Here is a 20,781-nt window from a genome sequence, read left to right on the forward strand (position 1 = left end):
CTAATAAATACTCATAATAAGGCTATATAATATAGATATTAGCCCAAGAAAATTCCAATTTGATATTATGTCGACTATTCTGATGATATTAGCTGGAAATAACTTAGTGATCCCGTTATACTTGTGGTATCCCGACTAATCAACTTGGAAATGGAGAAAAGTACATATGATGCCTCATTCCAATTCTTCGATAAAAAAGCAGGTTTACGATCGGATTTCCTATCTCGGGACCGTCTCCAAGGCCGATTTGTTGACTCATTTTTCTTTGACCAGCAGCAGCATGACCCGCCTGCTGGATGAAATGTCCTCACAAGGTTTGATCGTTGTCTCCGGACTGGGCAGTTCCACCGGCGGGAGAAAGCCGATTCTTTTCCAGACCAATCCGAAATACCGTTATATATTCGGTTTGGAAATATCACGCATTTATTCCACGCTCGGACTATATGACATGCACCTCAACACCATATCCATGACCCGCTGGAAAATGGACAGCACCATGACGCCCGAGCGGCTTGTTGCACATGTCACGAATGGAGCCCGGGGATTTCTCACAGAGCACGGGATTACGACTAGCGACGTTCTGGGCATAGGAATCGGCGCGGTTGGCCCGCTGGATCAAAAGAAAGGAATCATTCTTGAACCGGAATTGTTCCCCGCTCCATCCTGGACAAACGTCCCGATTTGCGAAATGCTGGGGGAGTCGCTGGGGATTCCAGCCAAACTCGACAATGGCGCAAACACGGCCCTAATCGGTGAACATTGGGCGCTCCGGACCGAAAACATCCAGCATGCCCTCTACGTCCACGCGGGGGTTACCATTCGTTCAGCCATGATGTCAGGCGGACAAATTCTTCAGGGCGCTGTTGATACTGAAGGGGCGGTCGGCCAAATGATCATTCAGGCTAACGGGCCAAGACTTAGAGGCAAGGGCAACTACGGGGCATTGGAAGCATTCGTGTCGGTACCGTCCCTTGAGGAGCGTGTCCGCACACAGTTGAAAATAGGACGCAGCAGCCTGCTGTCCGGCCTTTCTCCGGAACAGGTCAACTTTGCCACCCTGGTCGACGCCCTTTCGAAAGGCGATTCCCTGGTCACGGAACAATTTAAGGAAACGGCCGCTTATTTGGGGATTGGACTGGCTAACCTGATCAATGCCCTTCATCCCGAATACGTGATTTTGGGAGGGCCTCTCGTCAGTGCTCATCATCTGGTCTATGATATCTCGCTGGAGATCGCCAAGAAGAACACCTACCACTACCCGGAATACAGCCCGGTATTTACGCAGGGAGTGCTCACCGATGAGGCCGTTGCCACCGGAGCGGCCATTATGATGCTCCAGGAATGGGAAGGATACTGAAATAATCGTTCCATTCCTGCGAATGTTCATGGTCGTTCCCCGCAGGATATGGTATATTGTGGTTAAACGGGTTTAGTTTATGGTCTTGTGAAACCGGTTTCCCCAACTTTATGCCGGGAGGAATGCTCATGAAAGTTACGATCCAAGATATTGCCAAAGCGGCAAACGTAGCAAAATCCACCGTATCGAAAGTACTTAACGATTCTCCTAAGATCTCCAAGGAGACCAAAACCCGAGTACGGGAGATCATGGAGCAGATGAACTACACACCCAGCAGCATCGCGACCCGTCTGGCAAAACGGAGTAGTCATAATATCGGGATGCTCATTGACATGTCCAAAGAGAGCGAGTACATGAACCCGTTCTTCTTGAATATCATATCCGGAATCGAGAGCGTCATCGGTCCGTTGAAATACGAATTGACGATTGCCAATGTGCAACAGGACGATCCGGAGCGCAATGTTATAAACCGGCTCGTCCGAAGCGCCCGTATCGACGGGCTGATTGCGAACAACGCTATAATGAGCGATGAGATGGTCGAGACGCTGAACGGACTCGCCTTCCCGTTCGTGACGATCGGCGAATTTCATTCCCGACCGGTACCTTGGGCCGACTACGATAATGCCGAAGGAGGCCGGATGCTTACCGGCCATTTACTCGATCAAGGCTACTGCGATATCGCCTTCATCGGCGGGGAACCGCTGGAGAGACTCTTCACGAAACGCCACCAAGGATACAGGCAAGCCCTGTCGGAAGCGGGAATACCGTTTCGAGAGGACCGGACTATTCACGGCATAGCCGATGAAAATCACGGCTATCAATCCGTGCTCGAATTGCTAAAAAGCGATCATCCGCCGGACTCGCTCGTATGTATGAACAATTATTCCGCCTTTGGAGCGCTTAAGGCAACTCAACAAGCGGGCATTTCCATCCCCGGTGAAATCGGTATCGCGACGTTTGACGATTACCCGTTCTCGCCGCATACGAATCCGCCGCTTACAAGCCTTTTCATCGATACATTCCAGTTAGGCGCTACGGCAGGCAGAATGCTGATCGAAACGATGAACCAACCCGATCTTCCTTATCCTTCCTTACTTCTTCAACCAAAACTTAATGTACGGGAATCAACCCTCAAAAACAGAGCCGGACTGGAGTGAGACTCCTGTCCGGCTCTTTCTTTCCTTGTATACTATAAATCCTTCCAACGAGCGACGGTAACCGGGATGGTCTGCGCTCCGCCGGACGGGCTCAGCGTACGATTGCCAACGTCAGCCCCATTGGCTCCAACTTCTACGCTCGTCCAAGAGCCCCTTGTAAACTTGTATTGAACCGCCGTCCCCGTCGGCCAATTCAACGTAATGCTATAAGTCCCGTCGCTCTCCTTCGTCAACTGATATGCAGGATCGGCCGCATTCCAGCTGTTAAAGCTGCCGGAGATATACACCGGACTGTCAGCCGGCGTGTTCGTCGGTACCGATACCCGGAACGTCACACTGTCCGCTTGCGGTTCGCCCGGGTTCAAATTGCCGTTCACCAGGCTCGACGGTCCGGTGCCAAAGTGATAATTATTCCCTCCATTGTTGTCCCACGAGCCGGCTCCGTTATTGAACGCTGCCGTCAATCCCGTAGCTGAGCCAAGCTCGATCGTGGCGACGCTGTAGCCGGCGAACGACGAAGAACTCATTTGTACGCCAGGTACCGTCGTCCAGGTCGTAGATCCGTCCAGCTTGTAATGAATGTATTTGGAAGAGAACGAATCGTTCTTGTAATAGATCGTCGCCGTATTCCCCGCTTGAGTCGTGACGGTAGCAGCCGCGCTCTCAGCCGATACATTGCCCGCCGCATCGTAGGCCTTCACCGTGTAATTGAAAGTCGTGTTCGCAGCCAGGCCCGTATCACTGTAGCTTGTTGTAGCCGTAGTTCCGACCTTCGTGCCGTTGCGGTACACTTCATATCCGGTCACCGCCACGTCGTCCGTTGACGCCGTCCACGTTACGGTTGCCGAAGTCCCGGATGCCGTCGCGCTAACGTTTTGCGGCACGCTCGGAGCGTTCCCGTCGACGATTGGAGCTCCCGCCGTGATCTTGCCGGTCGGGGTATATGTCCAAGTCCCGACGCCGAAGAGATAGTTTTGCGAATTGTTGCTGTCCCACGTTCCGCTACCGTTGTTGAAGCAAGCTTCCAACTGCGTCGCCGTGCCGATATTAATCGTGATCTTGTTATAGCCGGCGTATTCCGAGGCCGGGATTGGAACGCCCGGAGCCGTCGTCCATGTTCCTCCAGCCGGACGATAGTGAATATACGGCGTCGTGAAGCCTTGCTTGTAATAGATGGTCACATTATTACCGGCTGCCGTCGTAACGAGAGCTGCGGCACTGAATGCCGACAGGTTGCCGGCTGCGTCATAAGCCTTCACGGTATAGGAGTAGGACGTACTTGCCGCGAGGCCCGTATCCGTGTATGAAGTAGTAGCCGTGGTGCCAACCTTGACCCCGTCCCTGTACACTTCATAGCCCGTGACAGCGACGTTGTCCGTAGACGCGCTCCACGAAACGCTTGCCGAAGATGACGAAGATGACGTAACGCTAACGTTCTGCGGCACGCTCGGCGCTTCCGTATCCGGAACCCCCGTTGTTGCCGTTGCCGGTGGCGAGCTCGCCGCGGACTTGTTGCCCGCCGCATCGTAAGCCCTCACCGTGTAGGAATAAGTCGTATTTGCCGAAAGGCCGCTATCGGTGTACGAAGTTCCGGTTGCCGTGCCGACCTTGACGCCGTCCCGGTACACTTCGTAGCCGGTAACCGCGACATTGTCGCTTGAAGCCGTCCAGGTTATCTTCACGCTAGTGGAACTTTGAACAGTCGCCGAGACGTTACTCGGCACTGATGGCGCCGTCGTGTCCGTCTGCGGCTTTGCATAGATTTTCGCCGAGTTGGCTCCTACGCTGACTGTGATCTGTTTGCCGGTTACGCCCCCGGAGGCCACGGTTATCTTGTCCGAAGTATTCAGTTGGTTCTCCAATACGGTTCCGACCGCAAGTGTGCTTTCGGTGCGAAGCGGGATGGTGACCGTCTGCGTACCGCTGGAAGCATTACTGAAGACGGAAATGACCTCTTGGCCCAAGTTGGCACCATTATCCATACGGCGGGAGAATGCATACAGGTTTTGAGCCGACCACATCTCACGCTGGGTACCTTTGCGCAACGCCTCGTAATTCTTACGAATCTGGTTCAGCTTCGCCACATATTGATAAGTGCTCGTATTCTCGTTGAAATAGTTTTGCACAACATTGCCGTTACCGTCGCGCTTCACCATCGACCAGCGGTTCCAGGTATCCGCTATGCCTCCGGTAATAATGGATCCGTTGCCGTTACCCTTGTTCTGCTCGGTGCCCTGGAAGACGACAGGCACGCCGCGCACCGTAAAGATAAAGGTCAAGGCGTTCTGCAACTTCTCGACGCTTCCTCCCGCTTCGGTCAAGAACCGGTTGCGGTCGTGGTTATCGATGAACGTCACCATATGATTGGCGTTGCCATTATATAATGAGTCCTGAGCCAGTGTGCTCTTAATATTGGAATCGAAAGACTGGCCGTAAGCGAAGCTGTTCAGAACCGAGAAGAACAGCGGGAAGTCGAGCATCCCCCATTCTTTGTTCTGGCCGACCCAGCGCGATACGAATTCCGCGTTCCCGTCGAAATTCTCTCCGAACGTGTTCACCCCGAGCAGGTTCTGCAGTTCGCCGATGTCCGTCGGCTTGATCAGCTTCGCCGCATCCACGCGGGCGCCGTCTGCTCCCGTGTAATCGAACCAACCCTTGATCGAATTAAAGATTGCGGATTTGGCGGCGGGCACGTCGAAGTCGATATCGTCGAGTCCCGCCAAGTCGTGATTCTCAATGTAATCCTGGGCCCATTGCGTGTAATTGCCGTCAACGAGCGACCAGTTGATATCCCCATTGTGATGATACCAGGAAGGATTATTGAAAGGAGCCGCCGGTTGCAGGCTCGGAATGTCGTAGTAGGCTTGGGTTCCGAGCATGTAGTCGCCGACATGGTTCGGTACGACGTCAATGATGACCTTGATCCCGAGCGCGTGGGCGCTGTCCACGAGCTCCTTCAGCTTTTCCTTCGTGCCGAAGTACGGATTCGCAGCGTTCGGATCCTTCACGTTGTACCCGTGATAAGCAGTGTTGCGGCCGGTTCCGTTGTTATCCCGGTTCGTCATCTGAGGCTCTGCGACGGGAGAAATCCAGATTGCCGTGTAGCCCATGTTGTGGATATACGGGAGCTTATCAATAACTCCCTGCCAGTCACCGCCCTTCATGTACCGGAAATCTTCCTCGCTGTTCTCCGCGTACCGAATGGCGGATCCGGTGGCATTGTTCGACGTATCCCCATCATGGAACCTGTCCACCATGATTTGGTAGATGGTGTCGTTCTCATCCACAGTGCCAATGCTTGCCGCATGCGCCTGCTGCGGCGAAACAAAGAATGTGTTTCCGACCATTGACAGGAACATGATGGCGACCATAAGGATTTGAGTTAAGCGACGCTTTTTGATCATCAATTTAATCCCTCCTTTGGTTTATAAAGCGCTTACAAATAGTAATCCGTCTTTCTTCCCTTTTCTCCCGTCTGCCAACTTGTCACTGCAATTGCGCCTGCGTTCAGCTCCTTCCTGAAACCATAATCTAATCATTTGGGGAAACCGGTTTTCCACCAAGAAAATATCATGGTTTTGTAATATTGTCAATATATGGATTATTAAAAACTATTTCCTGACTTCTTCTCTTTTCTTGTCGTCGAACGTTCCGACGCCATCGGATTTGTCAAAGTTCGTCGGCAGCTTTTTCCCTTGAATGTGAACTATACCGCTTGAGCATCAAAAAAAGCTTTGAGATTAACCTCAATACTTCCGATCCTTATAAGTAATTCAGTCCCCTTTTCCCACCACTCGTTCTGAAGAAAAAATAAAAAAACTCCAGATTTCTCTGGAGTTTGCATGTTATGTATGGTGCGGTCGAGAGGACTCGAACCTCCACGGGGGGTTAGCCCACACGGACCTGAACCGTGCGCGTCTGCCAATTCCGCCACGACCGCTTGATGTCTGACTTGCAAGAAAGTAACTTCCGCAGCGACAAGATTTATAATACCACGCAGGTAACTACGAGTCAACAAAAATTTTAAGACAAGTACTTTTATTCCAACGAAATTCAGGTTAAAATAAGAACATAAGTTCGCTTTAAAAGGGATATGATATATATAAAAAGGTGGTGTTCTTATGACGGTACCCGGCATGGCGGAAGGCGAATTCGCGCTGATCAGAAGCGTAATTCTGCTCCGATTCATCCTTCGCATTTTGCAACGTGATGCCCGGATTTTAAAGGAAAGCGGCGTGTTAAAGAGTCCCGAACTTTACACGGAGATGATCCATATCGCCGAACAACGCGCTTCCTTGGTCCAGGAAGAGATTATGGCGGAGTTCCAACAACGCGGAATCAAATTCATCGGACTCCGCCAAAACGATGACGGCGTTGAAGCCGAGTACGTCTGCAGAGGCTACCGTGGCCACATGAAAATATTGTGGCCGGTACTCCGGAGGGAAATGTCTTCACGCATACGCGCCTATTTGGGAAGCAGCGAGACATCCCCTTCCGATTTGATCGGCAAATCTCACTGACTACAAGAATACCCCTGCAGCCCGATCTTTATCGGCAGGGGCACCTTGTACCTGCTATTGTAGAATTCTGGTCACGCATCCCTGGGTGAACGAATCGTTGCCCTGCGCTAGTGAACCGGAGGTTCGCCCAAGGCTTCCTGAACCCGGATTACGCCCTGAGACAGAGCATTCCCGGCCAATGCAGCCGAGGCGACGGCTACCGTCTCCAGAAGCTCCGCTTCGGACGCACCTTTGGATCTGGCTTCTGAGGCGTGATAATACGTGCACACTTCATTGTTTGTGGACAACGCTATACCTAGTGCAATGAGTTGCTTGGTTTTCGCATCAAGCACTCCATCGCCAAAGCTCTCTCCGGTAAAGGCATGATAAGCCTCCGTTGCACCTGGAACCGCTTCTCCGTAATGGCTGATCTGATCTTTATAAGCATTGATTTTGTCGCTAACGAGTGACATAAGGTATTGGCTTCCTTTCTGCAAGGGATTGGCTTCCTACCTTACTACGTTGTCCCGCTGGGCCAAAAATATGCTATTCCTCCGGCAAAACCCTTGGCTCCCGGGAAGGACTGTAACTATAACCTCGATCCAGCTTAACTACATTCCGGTTCGGTTTGCGGATCAGCACATGGTTATCATCCCACGCGACGACGATGCCCCTCACATCATTCTCGGGAATAGAATCCCGCACGACACGAACCTTCTCACCGGACAGCCGGAATTCATTCAACCGCTCATCGGAAATCATCGTAATTCACCGCCTTTCATCTATTCTTTCGCTTGTAAGCCGTTTGGCTTCCGGTACACTTGTCACCATCACCATAGCACTCTGCCTATATCTTAATCCAAAAAAAGACCCCGCAGCAAACTGACGGAGTCCTTTGATTTTCTTTAACTTTCCGACAAAACCTCTTGTCTTGCAACAAAGCAATAACCGACCTGCCTGAGGCTGCCCTTAACGCTGCGCATGCTCCTTGCTGTCGTTCTTCTCAAACCAGAAATCAAGCACTTTGGCGGACATGACCCGTTGTTGCAAATAACCAACCTGCTGAGGACTGAACTCCTCTTCCCAGGCAACACCGAGCTCCTCGCACAGTCCTGCGATCGTCAGCAACTGTGACCAGGCCACATAGCGCTTATACCAGAAGAACTGGGGATGCTCAAGCATATAGGGATAAAGGTCGTCAAACTCCGTATGTTTGCAGTCCAGGGCACGTTCAAAAGTAACCTTGGCTTCGGACAATTTTGAAATGAAAAATTCCGGGTTTACTACAGATTCACTCCCCATTTTGTAAGCCTCCTCTCCCTAGTAATCCTCATTATAACGAAAAAAAAGAGGCCTGCAAAGAACTGTTGCAAAATTGGAACTAATTAATTTTCTGATGCGTTTTCATTCGGCGAAAATAATCTTTCCGTCCTCCAGCGAGGCAATTTTCACGAGCGACTCCAAACGGAGTCCTTGCTCCCGCAGCGCATTGGCACCCGGCTGAAAGCACTTTTCGACCACGATCCCGGCTCCGACCAGTTCCGCGCCCGAACGCTCGATGATTTTCACGAGCCCTCTGGCTGCGTCGCCGTTTGCGATAATATCGTCGATGAACAAGATCCGGTCCTCCGGCGAAATAAATTCACGGGAAATCAAAATATCCGTTACGATCCCTTTCGTAAAGGAAGGTACCCTTTCACAGAGCATATCCGGCTCGGCGAGCAGCGTTTTTTTGCGGCGGGCAAATACGAGCGGTACCCCCAACTCATAAGCCGTGGCAAAAGCGACGGCAATCCCGGACGATTCAACAGTGACGACCCGGGTTATTCCGGCATCCCGAAAGCGTGCGGCGAACTGTTTGCCCATTTCCATCGTAAGCCCCGGATCCACCTGATGGTTAAGCAGCGAATCAAGCTTTAATACCTGATCCGATACGACGACCCCCTGCTCGACGATTCTTTGTTTTAATGTTTCCATATCTATTTCCTCCCGGTCTTGATCTCATTTAGGGTTTGAGTCATGTCCCGTTCCCGGACAACATACCTTGTACTATATATAGCACATCAGCCGGGGGGAAAACCATGAAAAATGCCGTAAAAGTTATGCAAATCGCTTTCACTTATATCGGTACCGTCGTCGGCGCCGGCTTTGCGACAGGGCAGGAGATCCTTCAATTCTTTACCCGTTACGGGAAATGGGGAGCTCTGACCATCCTGCTGTCCACGGCTCTGTTTATCTGGCTCGGCACCAAAATGATGCTGCTCGCCAGGGAAATCAAGGCCGAATCCTACGAGGACCTCAATCGTAAACTTTTTGGCGATCGGATTGGACAGGGCCTGAGCCTGTTCACGCTAATCGTTCTGATCGGCGTCAACAGCGTGATGTTGGCCGGGGCCGGCTCGGTGTTTATGGAGCATTTCGGAATGCATTATCAAATCGGCCTGTGGATTACGCTCATCGGCACCTTCCTGCTGCTTGGACGAGGCATCGGCGGCGTCATGAAATTGAACTCCATCGTCGTTCCAATGATGATCACGCTCTCGCTCGCCGTCATCATGAATACGGCCGGATCGCCGGGGGCGGAACGATTTCTCACGTTAAGCACCGATACCGGGGTACTTGCCGCCTGGGCTTCCCCGTTTATGTATACCGCCTTTAACCTGTCCATGGCCCAGGCGGTTCTCGTCCCCATCGGCAGCCATACGGACAGCCGCAGGGCCATTGTTTGGGGCGGCGTGCTCGGCGGCGCTGGCGTCGGCTTTTTGCTGATGGCCGGCCATTTCGCATTATCCGCTTCCATGCCGGGCATCCAGCAATTCGAAATACCGATGGGGAGCATAGCGCAGCAACTCGGAACCACGATCCAGCTTATTTATATCGTGCTCATTTTTATGGAGATATTCAGCACGTTCGTTGCAGATATTTATGGAGTAACCCTGCAACTTAAACAGCGGTTGAAACTTTCCCCCAAACTGATTTCCATCGTCGTTTTGCTGATCTGTTATGTGACAAGCCAGTTCGGTTTCAGCGCACTGCTATCCGTCCTGTATCCCGTATTCGGCCTGTTCAGCCTGCTTTGGGCGGTCATGCTCGCCATGTACCGGAAGAGCAAGAGGCCATAGCAAGCAAACCAAAAACCAGGCTATGCCATGGCAATGATTTGTGCCTCCGGGAAAACGGATTTGACGCCTTCGATCACATGCGCGTGGCAAGTCATCATGATCAACTGATGCTTATCCGCAACATTCTTCAATACCGACATCGCGCCCGCCAAACGTCCGGCATCGAAATTGACGAACAGATCATCTAGCAGGATCGGCATGTTGGCCCGGCCGGAAACAGCGCCCGAAAGGGCAAGCCGCATCGACAGATAAAGCTGCTCCGCCGTTCCGCGGCTTAGGTAGGCGCTGCCGATCGGGCCGTGATCCCGATGCTCCGCCATCAATTCCTGGCTTCCCATCTTCATCAGAATCCGCCGGTAAGTTCCCCCGGTCATTTCGGCCAGATAGCCGGAGGCGGCTTGAAGTACCTCGGGCTGACGCTCCTCCTCGTAAATTTTGCGGACCCGTGAAATCAGCTCATGGCAAACAGCCATCACTGCATAACGGTCCAGCGTGCCTTCCAGCGCAGCCTGTTGTTCTGCAAGCTGCTGCTGCATATGATCCTGCAAGCCGCGCGCCTCCAGACTCTCCTGCTCCTGCAGCAGCCGGCCGCGTCGCTCCTGCAGTTGCTGACGTCCAAGCTCCGCTTCTTCCAGCTTGCGCTTAGCTTCTTCGGCGGACCGGAGCAAGGACTCCTCATCCAGGCCGCGCAACAATTTCTCGAATTCATGAATTTGTTCCTCATTCAACGAACCGAACAAAACCAGTTCTGCCTGTCTTATGTCGGATTGGAGCCTTTCTCTGGTCTCCGCTTCGGCTCCGTAACGCAAATAAGTTTCCCCATCTGAAGCGCCGCTTTCTTCAAGCAAGTGATGCTCGGCAGCCTGTACGGCAGCCAATCGGTCCTGATTCCGGCCAAGCTCTTCCTCCAGCGGAGTGCGTTTGTCCACAATCCGCTCCTGCCTGATCTTCAAGCCAAGCTGGAGTTCCAGTTCCGCCAAGGCTTTGCGGAAAGCGCCCGCCACTGACGTCCCTTGGGTAACGGCTTCACTTTCATCAGCATCTCCGATCTGTTCGCGCCAATCCCGCTCAAAGTCGGCGGTTTCAACCTGTAGGGCGGATATCCTCGCGTACAAAGCGTCCAGTCTGCTTAGCCAGTCTTTGCCCTGTTCGGCGAGACGGAACACGTCCATCGCCGCTTCCGGCGACAAGTCACCGGGCAAATGCCGCTCCTGCAGCCAGTTTTCCCATTCACGCGCCATTTCATTGAAAATGGTTTCCTTCCGTGATAGCTCCCGCTCCAGCCCTTCCAGCTCCTCGGCTTTTCCGGCAGCCTTGAAGCGACATTCGCGCGCCTGCGCCTCAAGTCCTTCATGGCGCTGATCCCATAACTGCCATTGCTCCATCAACCTCCGCAAAGTCCGTTCCTCCTCGTCCCAGCGCTCAGGTTCGAACGCAAAAGAAGGCCCACCGGGAGATGATATTCCCGCAGCCGTCTGGGCATGCCCGATCAATTGAGGCAAAAGTTCACGAAGTCCATTCTCTTCGGGCGTCGCGGTCGAGGCGGACCATCCGGCGCTGCCGGTGAAGCTGCGGCGACGGGGATCCCGTTTTTTCCGGCTGCCCGAGAACAATTCGAGCGCCAGGTAGCCGTCGAAGCAAAGAAGGAGTATGCCGGTAAGTAAGGCGCCCCAGCCGGATTTCGCCGTCAGCCACAGTACGGCGGGAAGCAGGATAGTAAGCACGGCCGTTCCACCGAGCAGTTTTTGGTAAAGGGAGCGAATCCGCGTTCGTGCAGCCGCTTCACTTTCCGCCGCTCTCTGACCTTCAAGCCGTGAAGCCGAAGCCGCCCGCCAGCGGTCAAGCAGAACGCTAATCTCCTGCCACAGCCGCCTGATCTCCGAACGATCCTGCGGCACTAGTCCGGTAAATTGCCGTCGTCCGTCCACAGCGCTCTCATCAAGCCGTTCCTTGGCTTGAATAAAGGATGATTCAAGCGCAGCCGCCTCGCGTTCCAGCTTGAATCGTTCGTTATACAACAAATCCATATCCTTGTCATAAGCATGGAAGCGGCCCATAAACTGGCGGACGGTTTCCCGTTCACCAACGGTCCCCGCAAAGCTGCGCAACACCCCGGCTGTCCAGCCGGGATGAATGCTCCGCAATGCCTGGGCCAGCTTGCCTTCCATCTGTTCCGCTTCCGCGCGCAGCCCGGCCAGTTCCTGAAACCCGCTCTCATATGACGGCAGCCGTCCGGCCAAGGCACGAACCCCTCCTTCGCGCTCCAGCACCGCCTGCTTCGGAGCTGCGGACTCCAGCTCCGCCTGCAAAGCGGCAATTCGCCGTGTCAGTTCGGCGGCCTCTAGCCGCAATCGCTCCTTCTCCTCCTGCAGCGTCTGCCAGCGGGCCAGCCCCTGCTCGGGAAAGGGGCTGCGTTCCGGAAGCCGCTCGAGCTCCACCCTCAGCGCCTCGAGCCGCAGCCAATCCGGTCGGCGCTCGACCGCCTTCCGCAGCCGGGAGTTTTCCCTGCCGCGCACGGTCAGTTCGCTTTCGCCAGCAGCGAGTCCGGCATTGGCTTCCTCGAGCTCCTTTACCACCTCCTGATAGCGCGGGAGCAGCGATTTGGCCGCTCCGGTCTGCCGTTCCAGCCGTTCCAGCCCCTGAAGGAGCTGAGCGATCTCCTGGTTTCTGCCGCGCGGCCGGTACAGCTTGTCCATGTCCTGGAGCAGTTTTTTCTCCCCGCGCAGCACGGCGGCTCCACCGCCTATGCCGGCGTGGAACAGAAAACGGCTCATCTCTTCCGACTGAAGCGCCGACACTTCCTGCAGCTCGTTCAGGGAAACGGCGAACAACTGGCGGAACATTTCCTTCGACATGCCGCCCAGCAGTTCCCGTTCCAAATCCTGCTGCGATAACTGGTATAACTGTCCGTCCTCCCCGGTCCGGGTAATCCGCAGCCGGTCGACCTTAGCACCGGAAGACGAGATTCCCTCCGGCGGCTGGGCGTAGCGCTCGATCAGCCACTTCGTTCCGTCATCGCCTTGGATTGCGAGACTTCCGCCATGCGAGCCGCCTCCGACCGGTTCATAACGCTGCGGTCCGTAAGTCCGGGAGGGAATCCCGAACAGCATGGCGCGTACGAAGCCCAGCAGTGTGCTTTTTCCGACTTCATTCGGCCCGTAAAGCACGGTTACCGGTCCCTCGAGCTCCATCTGGAGCCCGTGCAAATGGCCGAATCCGCTGACCTGCAATTTCTCCAATCTCATCGGCCGTTCCCTCCTCCGTACCCCTCTTCGCTCAGCAGGGAGGAGGCTAACTCCTGAGCCCGCTGCAGCAAATCCAGCTTTTCCGCCGAACTCATCGACTTCATCAACCCGCGTAAATGGCGATGCTCCATCAGGGGCGAGAGCGCCGACTCCACCAAGTCATCCCCCAGTTCCGGCTCCCGCTCCGCGCGATCGCCCAGCCTCAGCAGTTCGCCGAGGAAACTGTCTTCCTGCGCCAGCTCGGCCCGGTTAAAATCCATGCCCGTCTTCACTTTGAATCCGGCCGGCCACACCACGGCATGAAGCGGCAGCGATGGATCTTCCTCCATCCGCACGCTTTCCCGCCTTTGCAATTCCATCAGCAGCTCGTTGACCTCCCGTCCGTTCTGCAGCATCGGATGCAGCGGTCCCCGCCCGGTAAAGGTGAACCGGAGTATGCCGGTCTTTCCGGTCGTCAAGTCCCTTGCTTCCTCCAGCTTCTCCTCCACCCGTTCTTTCCAGGCTTCCTCGGTCGTAAGGTCCTCAATCGGAACATCCAGTTCGTTCCAACGGACATGATCCAGTTCTCGGAAGCTGAGCAGCGACTCTCCGTTTTCGGAAACGTCGACGAGATAACAGCCTTTCGGGCCGGTTTCTTTCAAACTGCGGCCCTGTAGATTGCCCGGATAAACCACCCACGGGGACTGGCTCAGAATCTGGCGCTTGTGGATGTGCCCCAGCGCCCAGTAATCGTAACCGGAACTCTGCAAATCTCTCAGCGAGCATGGGGAATAAGCATCATGGCCCTCCTGTCCGTCCACATTTCCATGCAGGATGGCGATATGGTAAAGCGGCGAATCGGGTTCACGTCGAAACAGCAACGATGTGTTTTCCGTGACCGAGGCCGTCGGATACGATATCCCGCTGACAACGGCGACAGGCAGCCCGTCGCTTCTGCGCACCGCCGTAACGCTCTCCGGCCGGGTTCCGCCGAAGACGGTCACATTATGCGGATAAGAAAGGCGAAGCCGGCTGCTGCTCAGCGGATCATGGTTGCCGTGGATTACATACACGGGTATTCCGTGCTGCGCCAGCTTGTCCCAAGCCGCCTTCAGCCGAAGCTGTGCCCGGAGCGATGAATCGGACGCATCGTAGACATCCCCGCTGATCACGAGAAAATCGGCGGACTCAGATACGGCAAGGTCCACCAAATCGCCGAGGGCGGCGAAGGTGGACTCCTGAAGGTGGCGGCGAAGCCGGTCCGGCAATCCGGACATGCCCGTGAACGGGGTGTCCAGATGCAGATCGGCGGCATGGATGAAACGAAATGCAGGCATAAGGTTCACTCTTTCATCGATCAAATTGCAAATACGTTTTTTTAAGTTCATGAACAACGCGGTTCAGGGAATAGTGATTTTTGGCGAAATCCGATCCGGATCTGGCCAGCTCATATCGATAAGAAGGATCGACGATCACTTTCTCCAGCGCTTCCGCCAGCGAGACGTGATCCTCGGGCGGAACAAGCAGGCCGTTCGATCCGTCGACGATCTGTTCGGCGATTCCGCCGACCTCCGAACCTACCAAAGCCAAACTGCAAAGTGCGGCTTCGGCAAACACCGAGCCGAACGCCTCCGCCCGGGAAGGAAGCACGAAAATATCAAAGAAAGGCATAAATTCTTCAGGATGAAGGGTATAACCGTAAAATATAGTCTCCTCATAAATGCCCAACCGCTGGGCCAGCTCTTCCAGATCCTTTCGGATCGGTCCGTCGCCGATAATATGCAGGACATAAGACAGACCGCGGGCTTTAAGCTCCGCGCAAGCTTTCAGCAAAATATCGAGCCCTTTCGCCGGAACGAGCCGGCACACCGTAACCAGTTGGGCTACTTCATTTTCATGCGGTACCGGTTTAAATCGTTTCTCGTCGAACCCGTTAGGAATGACGCCGATATTTTCGGGATGAATCACATGGGGGCTTAAATATTCGCGAAAAGACTGCGAGACCGTATACATCTTGTCGGTTCTGTGCTCCAGTTCTTTGTACAGGGAAGTAAGGAAACGGTGCTCCGGACCATTCTCCGCGATGCGGCCGTTTAAAATCAGTTCCCGTTCATAGCTGGAGTGAATGCTCTGAATCACCGGCGTATCCGGGAATGCCTCTTTCATCGCAAGGCCCGCGATGGGGTGATGGGCGTGAATCAGATCGAAGGACCGCTGTAGCCGCAGCCTCGTCCACCACAGATAATCCCGGTACGTTTGCACATATTTTTGCACGATCGGACTGTCTTCGAATTCATGCCAATCGAACGTATGAAATTCTACGGGCCCGCTCCCTTTAGAGCGAATCCGCTTGGGTAAAGAGAACAGTTCCATCTCCCAATGGGGAGGATTGAACCGGTCTTGCAGATACGGGATCATCGACGATACGCCTCCGGGCTGTTCCGGAGGGAAAAACAAGGCTTGCAGCAGCTTCATAAGGGTTCTCCTTTGCTCTTCTCTTTCTATTTTGCGGATGAACCGCCTGCCTCTCCATTATGCCATAGGCTGGACGGAACATCCATTCCCCTTTTGAGAATAAAAAAGGATATGATAAACTGCGAAAGGGACAACCAGGCCATAGTTATCGTCCAAAAAGGAGCAACCATTCATGACCAAACCAACTCTGCCGGAACATTTTCGCAGCGCAATTACCGCCATGCTGGGCACTGCCGAAGGGACACTATTTCTTCGCAGCTATGATCAGCCGCGGACTTACGGATTGCGTTTCAACACGTTGAAAATCATCCCGGATTCTACCGCATCGGGTACTATTTCGGATCTGTTCGGACTTCGCCCCGTTCCGTGGTGCAGCTCGGGCTTCTATTACGAGGACAAGAACCGTCCGGGCAAACATCCCTTTCATGCCGCCGGACTATATTATATTCAAGAACCCTCGGCCATGTCGGCCGTCGAACTGCTAAATCCGCAGCCCGGGGAAACCGTGCTGGATCTGGCGGCGGCCCCCGGCGGAAAAACGACGCAGATCGCCGCTAAAATGGGTGGCGAGGGCCTGCTGATCAGCAATGAAATCCATCCGCAGAGAGCGAAGATTCTTGCCGAAAATGTGGAACGCCTAGGCATCGCCAATGCCGTGGTAACCCAGGCGTCTCCGCCCGAGCTATCCGCCCGGTTTCCGCTGACGTTCGACCGTATCATGCTCGATGCCCCCTGCTCGGGTGAGGGCATGTTCCGCAAAGATCCTGACGCCGTATCGGAATGGTCGCCGGACTCGGTGGAACTGTGCGCCGCACGCCAATGGGACATTCTTCAGGACGCCGTCGCCATGTTAAAACCGGGCGGCCGACTCGCTTATTCCACCTGCACATTCAACCGGCGCGAAAACGAAGATACGATCCGAAGGCTGCTGGCGGAATATTCTTGCCTGAAGCTGGTGGATGAGAAGCGGATTTGGCCGCATCTGCAGGAAGGCGAAGGGCACTATGTAGCCCTGCTGGAGCGCGAACCCGCGGAAGCCGCTGCGGATGAGGCGGCGGGGAAGCGGAAGCGGCAGGGACGTCAGGGCGGACGCGGGGGCAAAGACAGTTCCGCCACCCGCGAAACCGCAGCCGCTATTGCCGCATTCCGCGAGTTTGCAGCAGAAACGCTGCCCGGCTTTCAAGCGGAAGGCGAACCGATCCTCTTCGGCGAAGCGCTATATCTTATGCCGCGCAGCGAGGGGCTGGTCCTGACGGCGGATCACCTGTCCGGGCTAAAGATTCCACGGGCCGGCCTCCAACTGGGCGAATACCGCAAAGGCCGGTTTGAGCCCGCCCATGCGCTGGCCATGGCTGTGAAGACCGAGCAGGCAGCCCGCGTCTGGACCTTGAACGACGCGGAATCCCCGGCCGTCAAAGCTTATCTGCACGGGGAAGCACTGCCCGTGCCGGACAGCCTGCGCGGCTGGTGCCTCGTCGCCGTCGACTGCGGCGGAGAAGGCTTCCCGCTCGGCTGGGGCAAGGCCAGTGGCGGTCAGCTCAAAAACCACCTGCCCAAAGGACTAAGGCAACCCGGCTAAAGCCGGTTCTCGCCAGGACCAGGATCTTCCTCCCCCCTCTGTTTGCCTGGGGGCCCAACTAAAACAGGGGCGTAAGCACACCGCGTGCTTACGCCCCTTCCTATGTCCTTACGATATTCAAACTCGCCCTGCTTTAGGGCTTCATGACTCCTGTTTCCCCGGTTTTCAGATTATACGTGAACAATTGAACCTCCTGTTTGCCGTCAAAAGGGCTTACGTAACTGAATCCAAGCAGACCTGTGGCCGTGTCCAAACCCAGGAACTTCAGTTCATCGCCATGGTAAGGGACGTCGTTCGTCCGCGCATACTCCAGATCATCACCGGTCAGCAGCTTTTCAGCCAGTTCCACCGTGGAATTGTCCTTCAGATTAATCACCGTCAGGAGTCCCGTCCGGTTCGGCCGGACGACGAGGTAATCCTTGCCGGCTCCCAGTACTGCATAGGTCTCGTCTTTGCCGACCAATTCAGGCAGGTCGTAAGTCTCAACCTCTTTTCCTTCGGCATCATAGACGCTCAGCGTCCGGCCGTCCGTCAACAAGGAGCGCTCGACGTTCCGGTTGCTGCCCTCATCCAGGTATTGATAATAGATTGCATTTTCCTCGTAACGCTGAAAATAGTTCGCCTTCTTCTGGGCGACGATTTTATTGTCACGGACTAGAATCCCGTAGGCTCCGAATTGGACATGCGGTTCCCCGTAATTATCCAGAATCGTCAAGATCATGCTTCCCGAACTTGTAAAGAATGAATTGATCGATACGTATTCCTGAAAATCGGCATCCACCTTTCCGACCCGTGCAGGGGATTGCTCGTAAGGATGGGCGATATACAAGTCGCCGTTCGCGCGGTTCACCCAGGCCGTGACATTGACTCCCCCTCCCTTGGCGAATTTCTCCGGCTTTTGAATGCTTACCGTTTTGGCCTTGGCATTCCAATTCACATCGGCCCCGGTCGCTTCCGACAAAAAGCGCAAAGGAACATAGATTCGTCCCTTAATGATCTCCGGATTTGCCGCCAAGCTTTGGGCCTTGCCGTTGATGGTCGCTTTCCCCGAGCCGTAATTGAGCGCGACCGTAAGTTCCGGATAAGTCATCGTCACCGTTTTGGAAGAGGAACTCCAAAATACGACGGTGCCGAGCAATTCCCCAATATCACGCAGTGGCAAAAATACGGTACCGTTCTTGACGTAAGGTGCCGACTGCGGCTGAAACTCTCCTCCGTTCAAGGTGACCTTAATTCCGCTTGAAGCCTGAGCCGAATTTGGACTCGCCGCTGCCGCGGTATTTGAGGAAGGAAGAGTCCCGGCGGTGATTGCCGTTACAACGGAGATGGAAACGACGATACATAAACGTGATAATCGTGATTTACTGATCATAGTTCATGACCTCCAACATAGTTATGGATAACCGAATATAAAAGCACTTAACTAAGACGTTATAAACCGATTGAAAGTTTCATGAAACCCGGCTCCCAACAAAACTATCGAGCCGGAAGCCGCAAGGCCTTTCCCTAAATCCGCAGCGACAGGGCCGATGACCATACCATTTTTCATCCCCTGCATACAATACGGTATCCCGCTAACAGCCGGGATCTTGATCAGTAAATAAGGGAGGAATAACCATGGGTGAAATTCATGGCGGTGGCTTCACATCGACAGGAGCCATTCTGGTGCTTTTCATTTTGCTTGTTATCATATCCCGCGCCTGGGTCCTGTAACGGTTAGGTAGGTACGGAAAAGCCGCCGGAGATACATCTCCGGCGGCTTTAACATTTATTTGACCGACTGTCCGAGGCAGTATTTTTCAAGCGCCGCTTTAACGCCCTCTTCGTTGTTGGATACCGTGACCGCATTCGCAGCCGCTTTGACCTCCACAGGCGAGTTGTCCATAGCTACACCTAGCCCGGCAAAAGTCAGCATCGTCAAATCATTATAGTAATTGCCGATCGCCATAACTTCCTCCGCCGGAATTCCCCGTTTGTCGGCGAGCTTTTTCAGGGCGGCTCCTTTCGAAGCTTCCTTATGCATAATATCGATAAAAAAGTCGCCGCTCCGTAATACATTGAACTCTTGAGGCCAAAGATTCCAGTCCGAATGAATGGCGTCCAGTTCTTTCATCTCGGCCGTGATCGTCATCTTTACGATCGGCTCGCTAAAGTCGGCCCAATTCGGAAGATCCTTCGGTTCCATCATATACAAATGGTACATATCCAACGCTTCCTTACTGAGACCGGACGCTCCCGGCACGTACAAAGCGAACGTCGTATTTATATCATAATGAACGCCTTTCTTCATGCAATAATCGATGTAACGGTCCAGTCCTTGGGGTTCCAATGCAAATTCATGCACGATCTCCTCCGTTTGCACATTCACCGTTGCCGCACCGTTATGCGTAATGACGTAACCGTTCAGACCCATTTCCCGCATAAAAGGAATCGAATTTACGGGTGCCCGTCCGGTACATAATACGAATTCCGTCCCTTGCTTCGCAATCCTTTTAATCGTTTCCGCCGTCCCCGGCGTAAGTACATGATCGTCATTCAGCAGAGTTCCGTCGACATCCAGGGCAATCAGTTTGTATTTCATCTCATAACTCCTTTGAAATTCACAGTTTAGTATTTTTATAGGAACGCAGCGACTCAAGTTCTGATAGGGTCAATTCGCGAAAAGAACCCATTGGCAGCTCTTCATCCAACAAGAGCGGCCCCATTGAGATGCGCTTCAAGTATGTCACTTTGGAGCCTACGGCCTCAAGCATCCGTTTGACCTGATGAAATTTCCCTTCCGAAATGGTCAATGAAATGACCGTTTTTACACTGCCATCTTCATAGGTTCCCTGCTCCAGCACCTCCATCAAGGCCGGCAAGGTGACATAACCGTCATCCAGCTCGACCCCTCGGGCAAACAAGGAAGCTTCCCGCTCTCCGATCTCGCCTACACAATCGGCTACATAGGTTTTAGGTACATGCTTCCTCGGAGAAAGCAGATCGTGAGCCAGTTGCCCGTCATTCGTCAGCAGCAGCAACCCTTCCGTGTCTTTATCCAGCCGCCCGACAGGGAACGGCGAAAAAACACGGAATTCATCAGTGAGCAAATCAACCACCGTTCGCTCGCGCATATCTTCGGTCGCCGAGATGACGCCCGGCGGCTTGTGCAGCATGATGTAAACAAATTCCCGGTAGAATATTTTCTCACCGTCAACTTCGATTAGGTCTACGTTCGGATTACTTTGAACCCCGCTGTCCTTAACGGATGATCCGTTTAGCGCAATCCTTCCCTGCTTCACCATTTTTTTGATGTCCGAGCGAGAGCCGTATCCCAGATTACCTAGTATTTTATCAATGCGCTGCGTCTTCTTGCCTTCACTCATCCT

At 53.9% G+C, this 20,781-nt stretch carries 17 protein-coding genes, 1 tRNA gene and 1 pseudogene; 6 read left to right on the forward strand and 13 right to left on the reverse strand.

Annotated elements, in window-relative coordinates; genetic code table 11:
* Window positions 1-166: 166 nt before the first annotated feature.
* Window positions 167-1,357, forward strand: coding sequence for an ROK family protein (locus tag ACLB09_RS09820; RefSeq protein WP_410769638.1), 1,191 nt, complete (start codon window positions 167-169; stop codon window positions 1,355-1,357).
* Between the two features lie 128 nt (window positions 1,358-1,485).
* Window positions 1,486-2,514, forward strand: a complete 1,029-nt coding sequence (locus tag ACLB09_RS09825) for a LacI family DNA-binding transcriptional regulator (protein WP_410769639.1) — start codon at window positions 1,486-1,488, stop codon at window positions 2,512-2,514.
* Window positions 2,515-2,546: 32 nt separating this feature from the next.
* Here ACLB09_RS09825 and ACLB09_RS25820 read toward each other — a convergent pair whose 3' ends face one another.
* The 3 genes and pseudogenes from ACLB09_RS25820 to ACLB09_RS09835 form a co-directional block, all read right to left on the reverse strand.
* Window positions 2,547-4,670 carry a carbohydrate binding domain-containing protein gene (locus ACLB09_RS25820; protein WP_461728999.1) on the reverse strand — a complete coding sequence of 708 codons (2,124 nt, stop codon included), beginning with the start codon at window positions 4,668-4,670 and terminating at the stop codon, window positions 2,547-2,549.
* A 72-nt stretch (window positions 4,671-4,742) separates the two neighbouring features.
* Window positions 4,743-5,918: pseudogene (locus ACLB09_RS25825) on the reverse strand (alpha-amylase family glycosyl hydrolase); the annotation flags it as partial.
* Between the two features lie 448 nt (window positions 5,919-6,366).
* Window positions 6,367-6,454: transfer RNA gene (locus tag ACLB09_RS09835), tRNA-Leu, on the reverse strand.
* 181 nt (window positions 6,455-6,635) lie between these two features.
* Between ACLB09_RS09835 and ACLB09_RS09840 the strand changes: the two genes are divergently transcribed.
* Complete coding sequence (locus ACLB09_RS09840; protein ID WP_410769641.1) at window positions 6,636-7,034, forward strand: hypothetical protein; 399 nt, start codon at window positions 6,636-6,638, stop codon at window positions 7,032-7,034.
* 107 nt (window positions 7,035-7,141) lie between these two features.
* Here ACLB09_RS09840 and ACLB09_RS09845 read toward each other — a convergent pair whose 3' ends face one another.
* The 4 genes from ACLB09_RS09845 to ACLB09_RS09860 form a co-directional block, all read right to left on the reverse strand.
* Window positions 7,142-7,486, reverse strand: a complete 345-nt coding sequence (locus tag ACLB09_RS09845) for a carboxymuconolactone decarboxylase family protein (protein WP_410769642.1) — start codon at window positions 7,484-7,486, stop codon at window positions 7,142-7,144.
* Between the two features lie 73 nt (window positions 7,487-7,559).
* Window positions 7,560-7,775: a hypothetical protein gene (locus tag ACLB09_RS09850; RefSeq protein ID WP_410769643.1), complete on the reverse strand. Its 216-nt coding sequence runs from the start codon at window positions 7,773-7,775 to the stop codon at window positions 7,560-7,562.
* 207 nt (window positions 7,776-7,982) lie between these two features.
* Window positions 7,983-8,315 carry a hypothetical protein gene (locus ACLB09_RS09855; protein WP_410769644.1) on the reverse strand — a complete coding sequence of 111 codons (333 nt, stop codon included), beginning with the start codon at window positions 8,313-8,315 and terminating at the stop codon, window positions 7,983-7,985.
* Between the two features lie 102 nt (window positions 8,316-8,417).
* Window positions 8,418-8,990 (reverse strand): xanthine phosphoribosyltransferase, encoded by a 573-nt coding sequence (locus ACLB09_RS09860; protein WP_410769645.1) that lies wholly within the window; start codon window positions 8,988-8,990, stop codon window positions 8,418-8,420.
* A gap of 104 nt (window positions 8,991-9,094) precedes the next feature.
* On the opposite strand from ACLB09_RS09860, the gene ACLB09_RS09865 reads away from it, so the two are divergent.
* Window positions 9,095-10,135 carry a YkvI family membrane protein gene (locus ACLB09_RS09865; protein ID WP_410769646.1) on the forward strand — a complete coding sequence of 347 codons (1,041 nt, stop codon included), beginning with the start codon at window positions 9,095-9,097 and terminating at the stop codon, window positions 10,133-10,135.
* A gap of 20 nt (window positions 10,136-10,155) precedes the next feature.
* On the opposite strand, the gene ACLB09_RS09870 is transcribed toward ACLB09_RS09865, so the two are convergent.
* The 3 genes from ACLB09_RS09870 to ACLB09_RS09880 are packed head-to-tail and all read right to left on the reverse strand — an operon-like array spanning window position 10,156 to window position 15,834.
* The gene (locus ACLB09_RS09870) at window positions 10,156-13,380 is read right to left on the reverse strand and encodes an AAA family ATPase (RefSeq protein WP_410769647.1); all 3,225 of its coding nucleotides are present in this window, start codon (window positions 13,378-13,380) and stop codon (window positions 10,156-10,158) included.
* Complete coding sequence (locus ACLB09_RS09875) at window positions 13,377-14,696, reverse strand: metallophosphoesterase family protein (RefSeq protein WP_410769648.1); 1,320 nt, start codon at window positions 14,694-14,696, stop codon at window positions 13,377-13,379. The genes ACLB09_RS09870 and ACLB09_RS09875 overlap by 4 nt, the downstream gene beginning before the upstream one ends.
* Window positions 14,697-14,709: 13 nt before the next feature.
* A complete protein-coding gene (locus ACLB09_RS09880) occupies window positions 14,710-15,834 on the reverse strand; it encodes a glycosyltransferase family 4 protein (RefSeq protein ID WP_410769649.1) in 1,125 nt (374 codons plus the stop codon).
* 172 nt (window positions 15,835-16,006) lie between these two features.
* On the opposite strand from ACLB09_RS09880, the gene ACLB09_RS09885 reads away from it, so the two are divergent.
* Window positions 16,007-17,413: an RsmB/NOP family class I SAM-dependent RNA methyltransferase gene (locus tag ACLB09_RS09885; protein WP_410769650.1), complete on the forward strand. Its 1,407-nt coding sequence runs from the start codon at window positions 16,007-16,009 to the stop codon at window positions 17,411-17,413.
* Window positions 17,414-17,546: 133 nt separating this feature from the next.
* Here ACLB09_RS09885 and ACLB09_RS09890 read toward each other — a convergent pair whose 3' ends face one another.
* On the reverse strand, window positions 17,547-18,785 hold the full coding sequence (locus ACLB09_RS09890) for a copper amine oxidase N-terminal domain-containing protein (protein ID WP_410769651.1): 1,239 nt from the start codon (window positions 18,783-18,785) through the stop codon (window positions 17,547-17,549).
* 245 nt (window positions 18,786-19,030) lie between these two features.
* Here ACLB09_RS09890 and ACLB09_RS09895 point away from each other — a divergent pair, with 245 nt between their 5' ends.
* The gene (locus tag ACLB09_RS09895; protein WP_410769652.1) at window positions 19,031-19,126 is read left to right on the forward strand and encodes a YjcZ family sporulation protein; all 96 of its coding nucleotides are present in this window, start codon (window positions 19,031-19,033) and stop codon (window positions 19,124-19,126) included.
* Window positions 19,127-19,181: 55 nt separating this feature from the next.
* Here ACLB09_RS09895 and ACLB09_RS09900 read toward each other — a convergent pair whose 3' ends face one another.
* Window positions 19,182-19,994, reverse strand: coding sequence for a Cof-type HAD-IIB family hydrolase (locus ACLB09_RS09900; protein WP_410769653.1), 813 nt, complete (start codon window positions 19,992-19,994; stop codon window positions 19,182-19,184).
* 19 nt (window positions 19,995-20,013) lie between these two features.
* Window positions 20,014-20,778 carry a pseudouridine synthase gene (locus ACLB09_RS09905; protein ID WP_410769654.1) on the reverse strand — a complete coding sequence of 255 codons (765 nt, stop codon included), beginning with the start codon at window positions 20,776-20,778 and terminating at the stop codon, window positions 20,014-20,016.
* Between the last annotated feature and the right edge of the window lie 3 nt (window positions 20,779-20,781).

Origin of the sequence: Fontibacillus forbon, assembly GCF_046559655.1 — a bacterium.
GTDB lineage: Bacteria > Bacillota > Bacilli > Paenibacillales > Paenibacillaceae > Fontibacillus.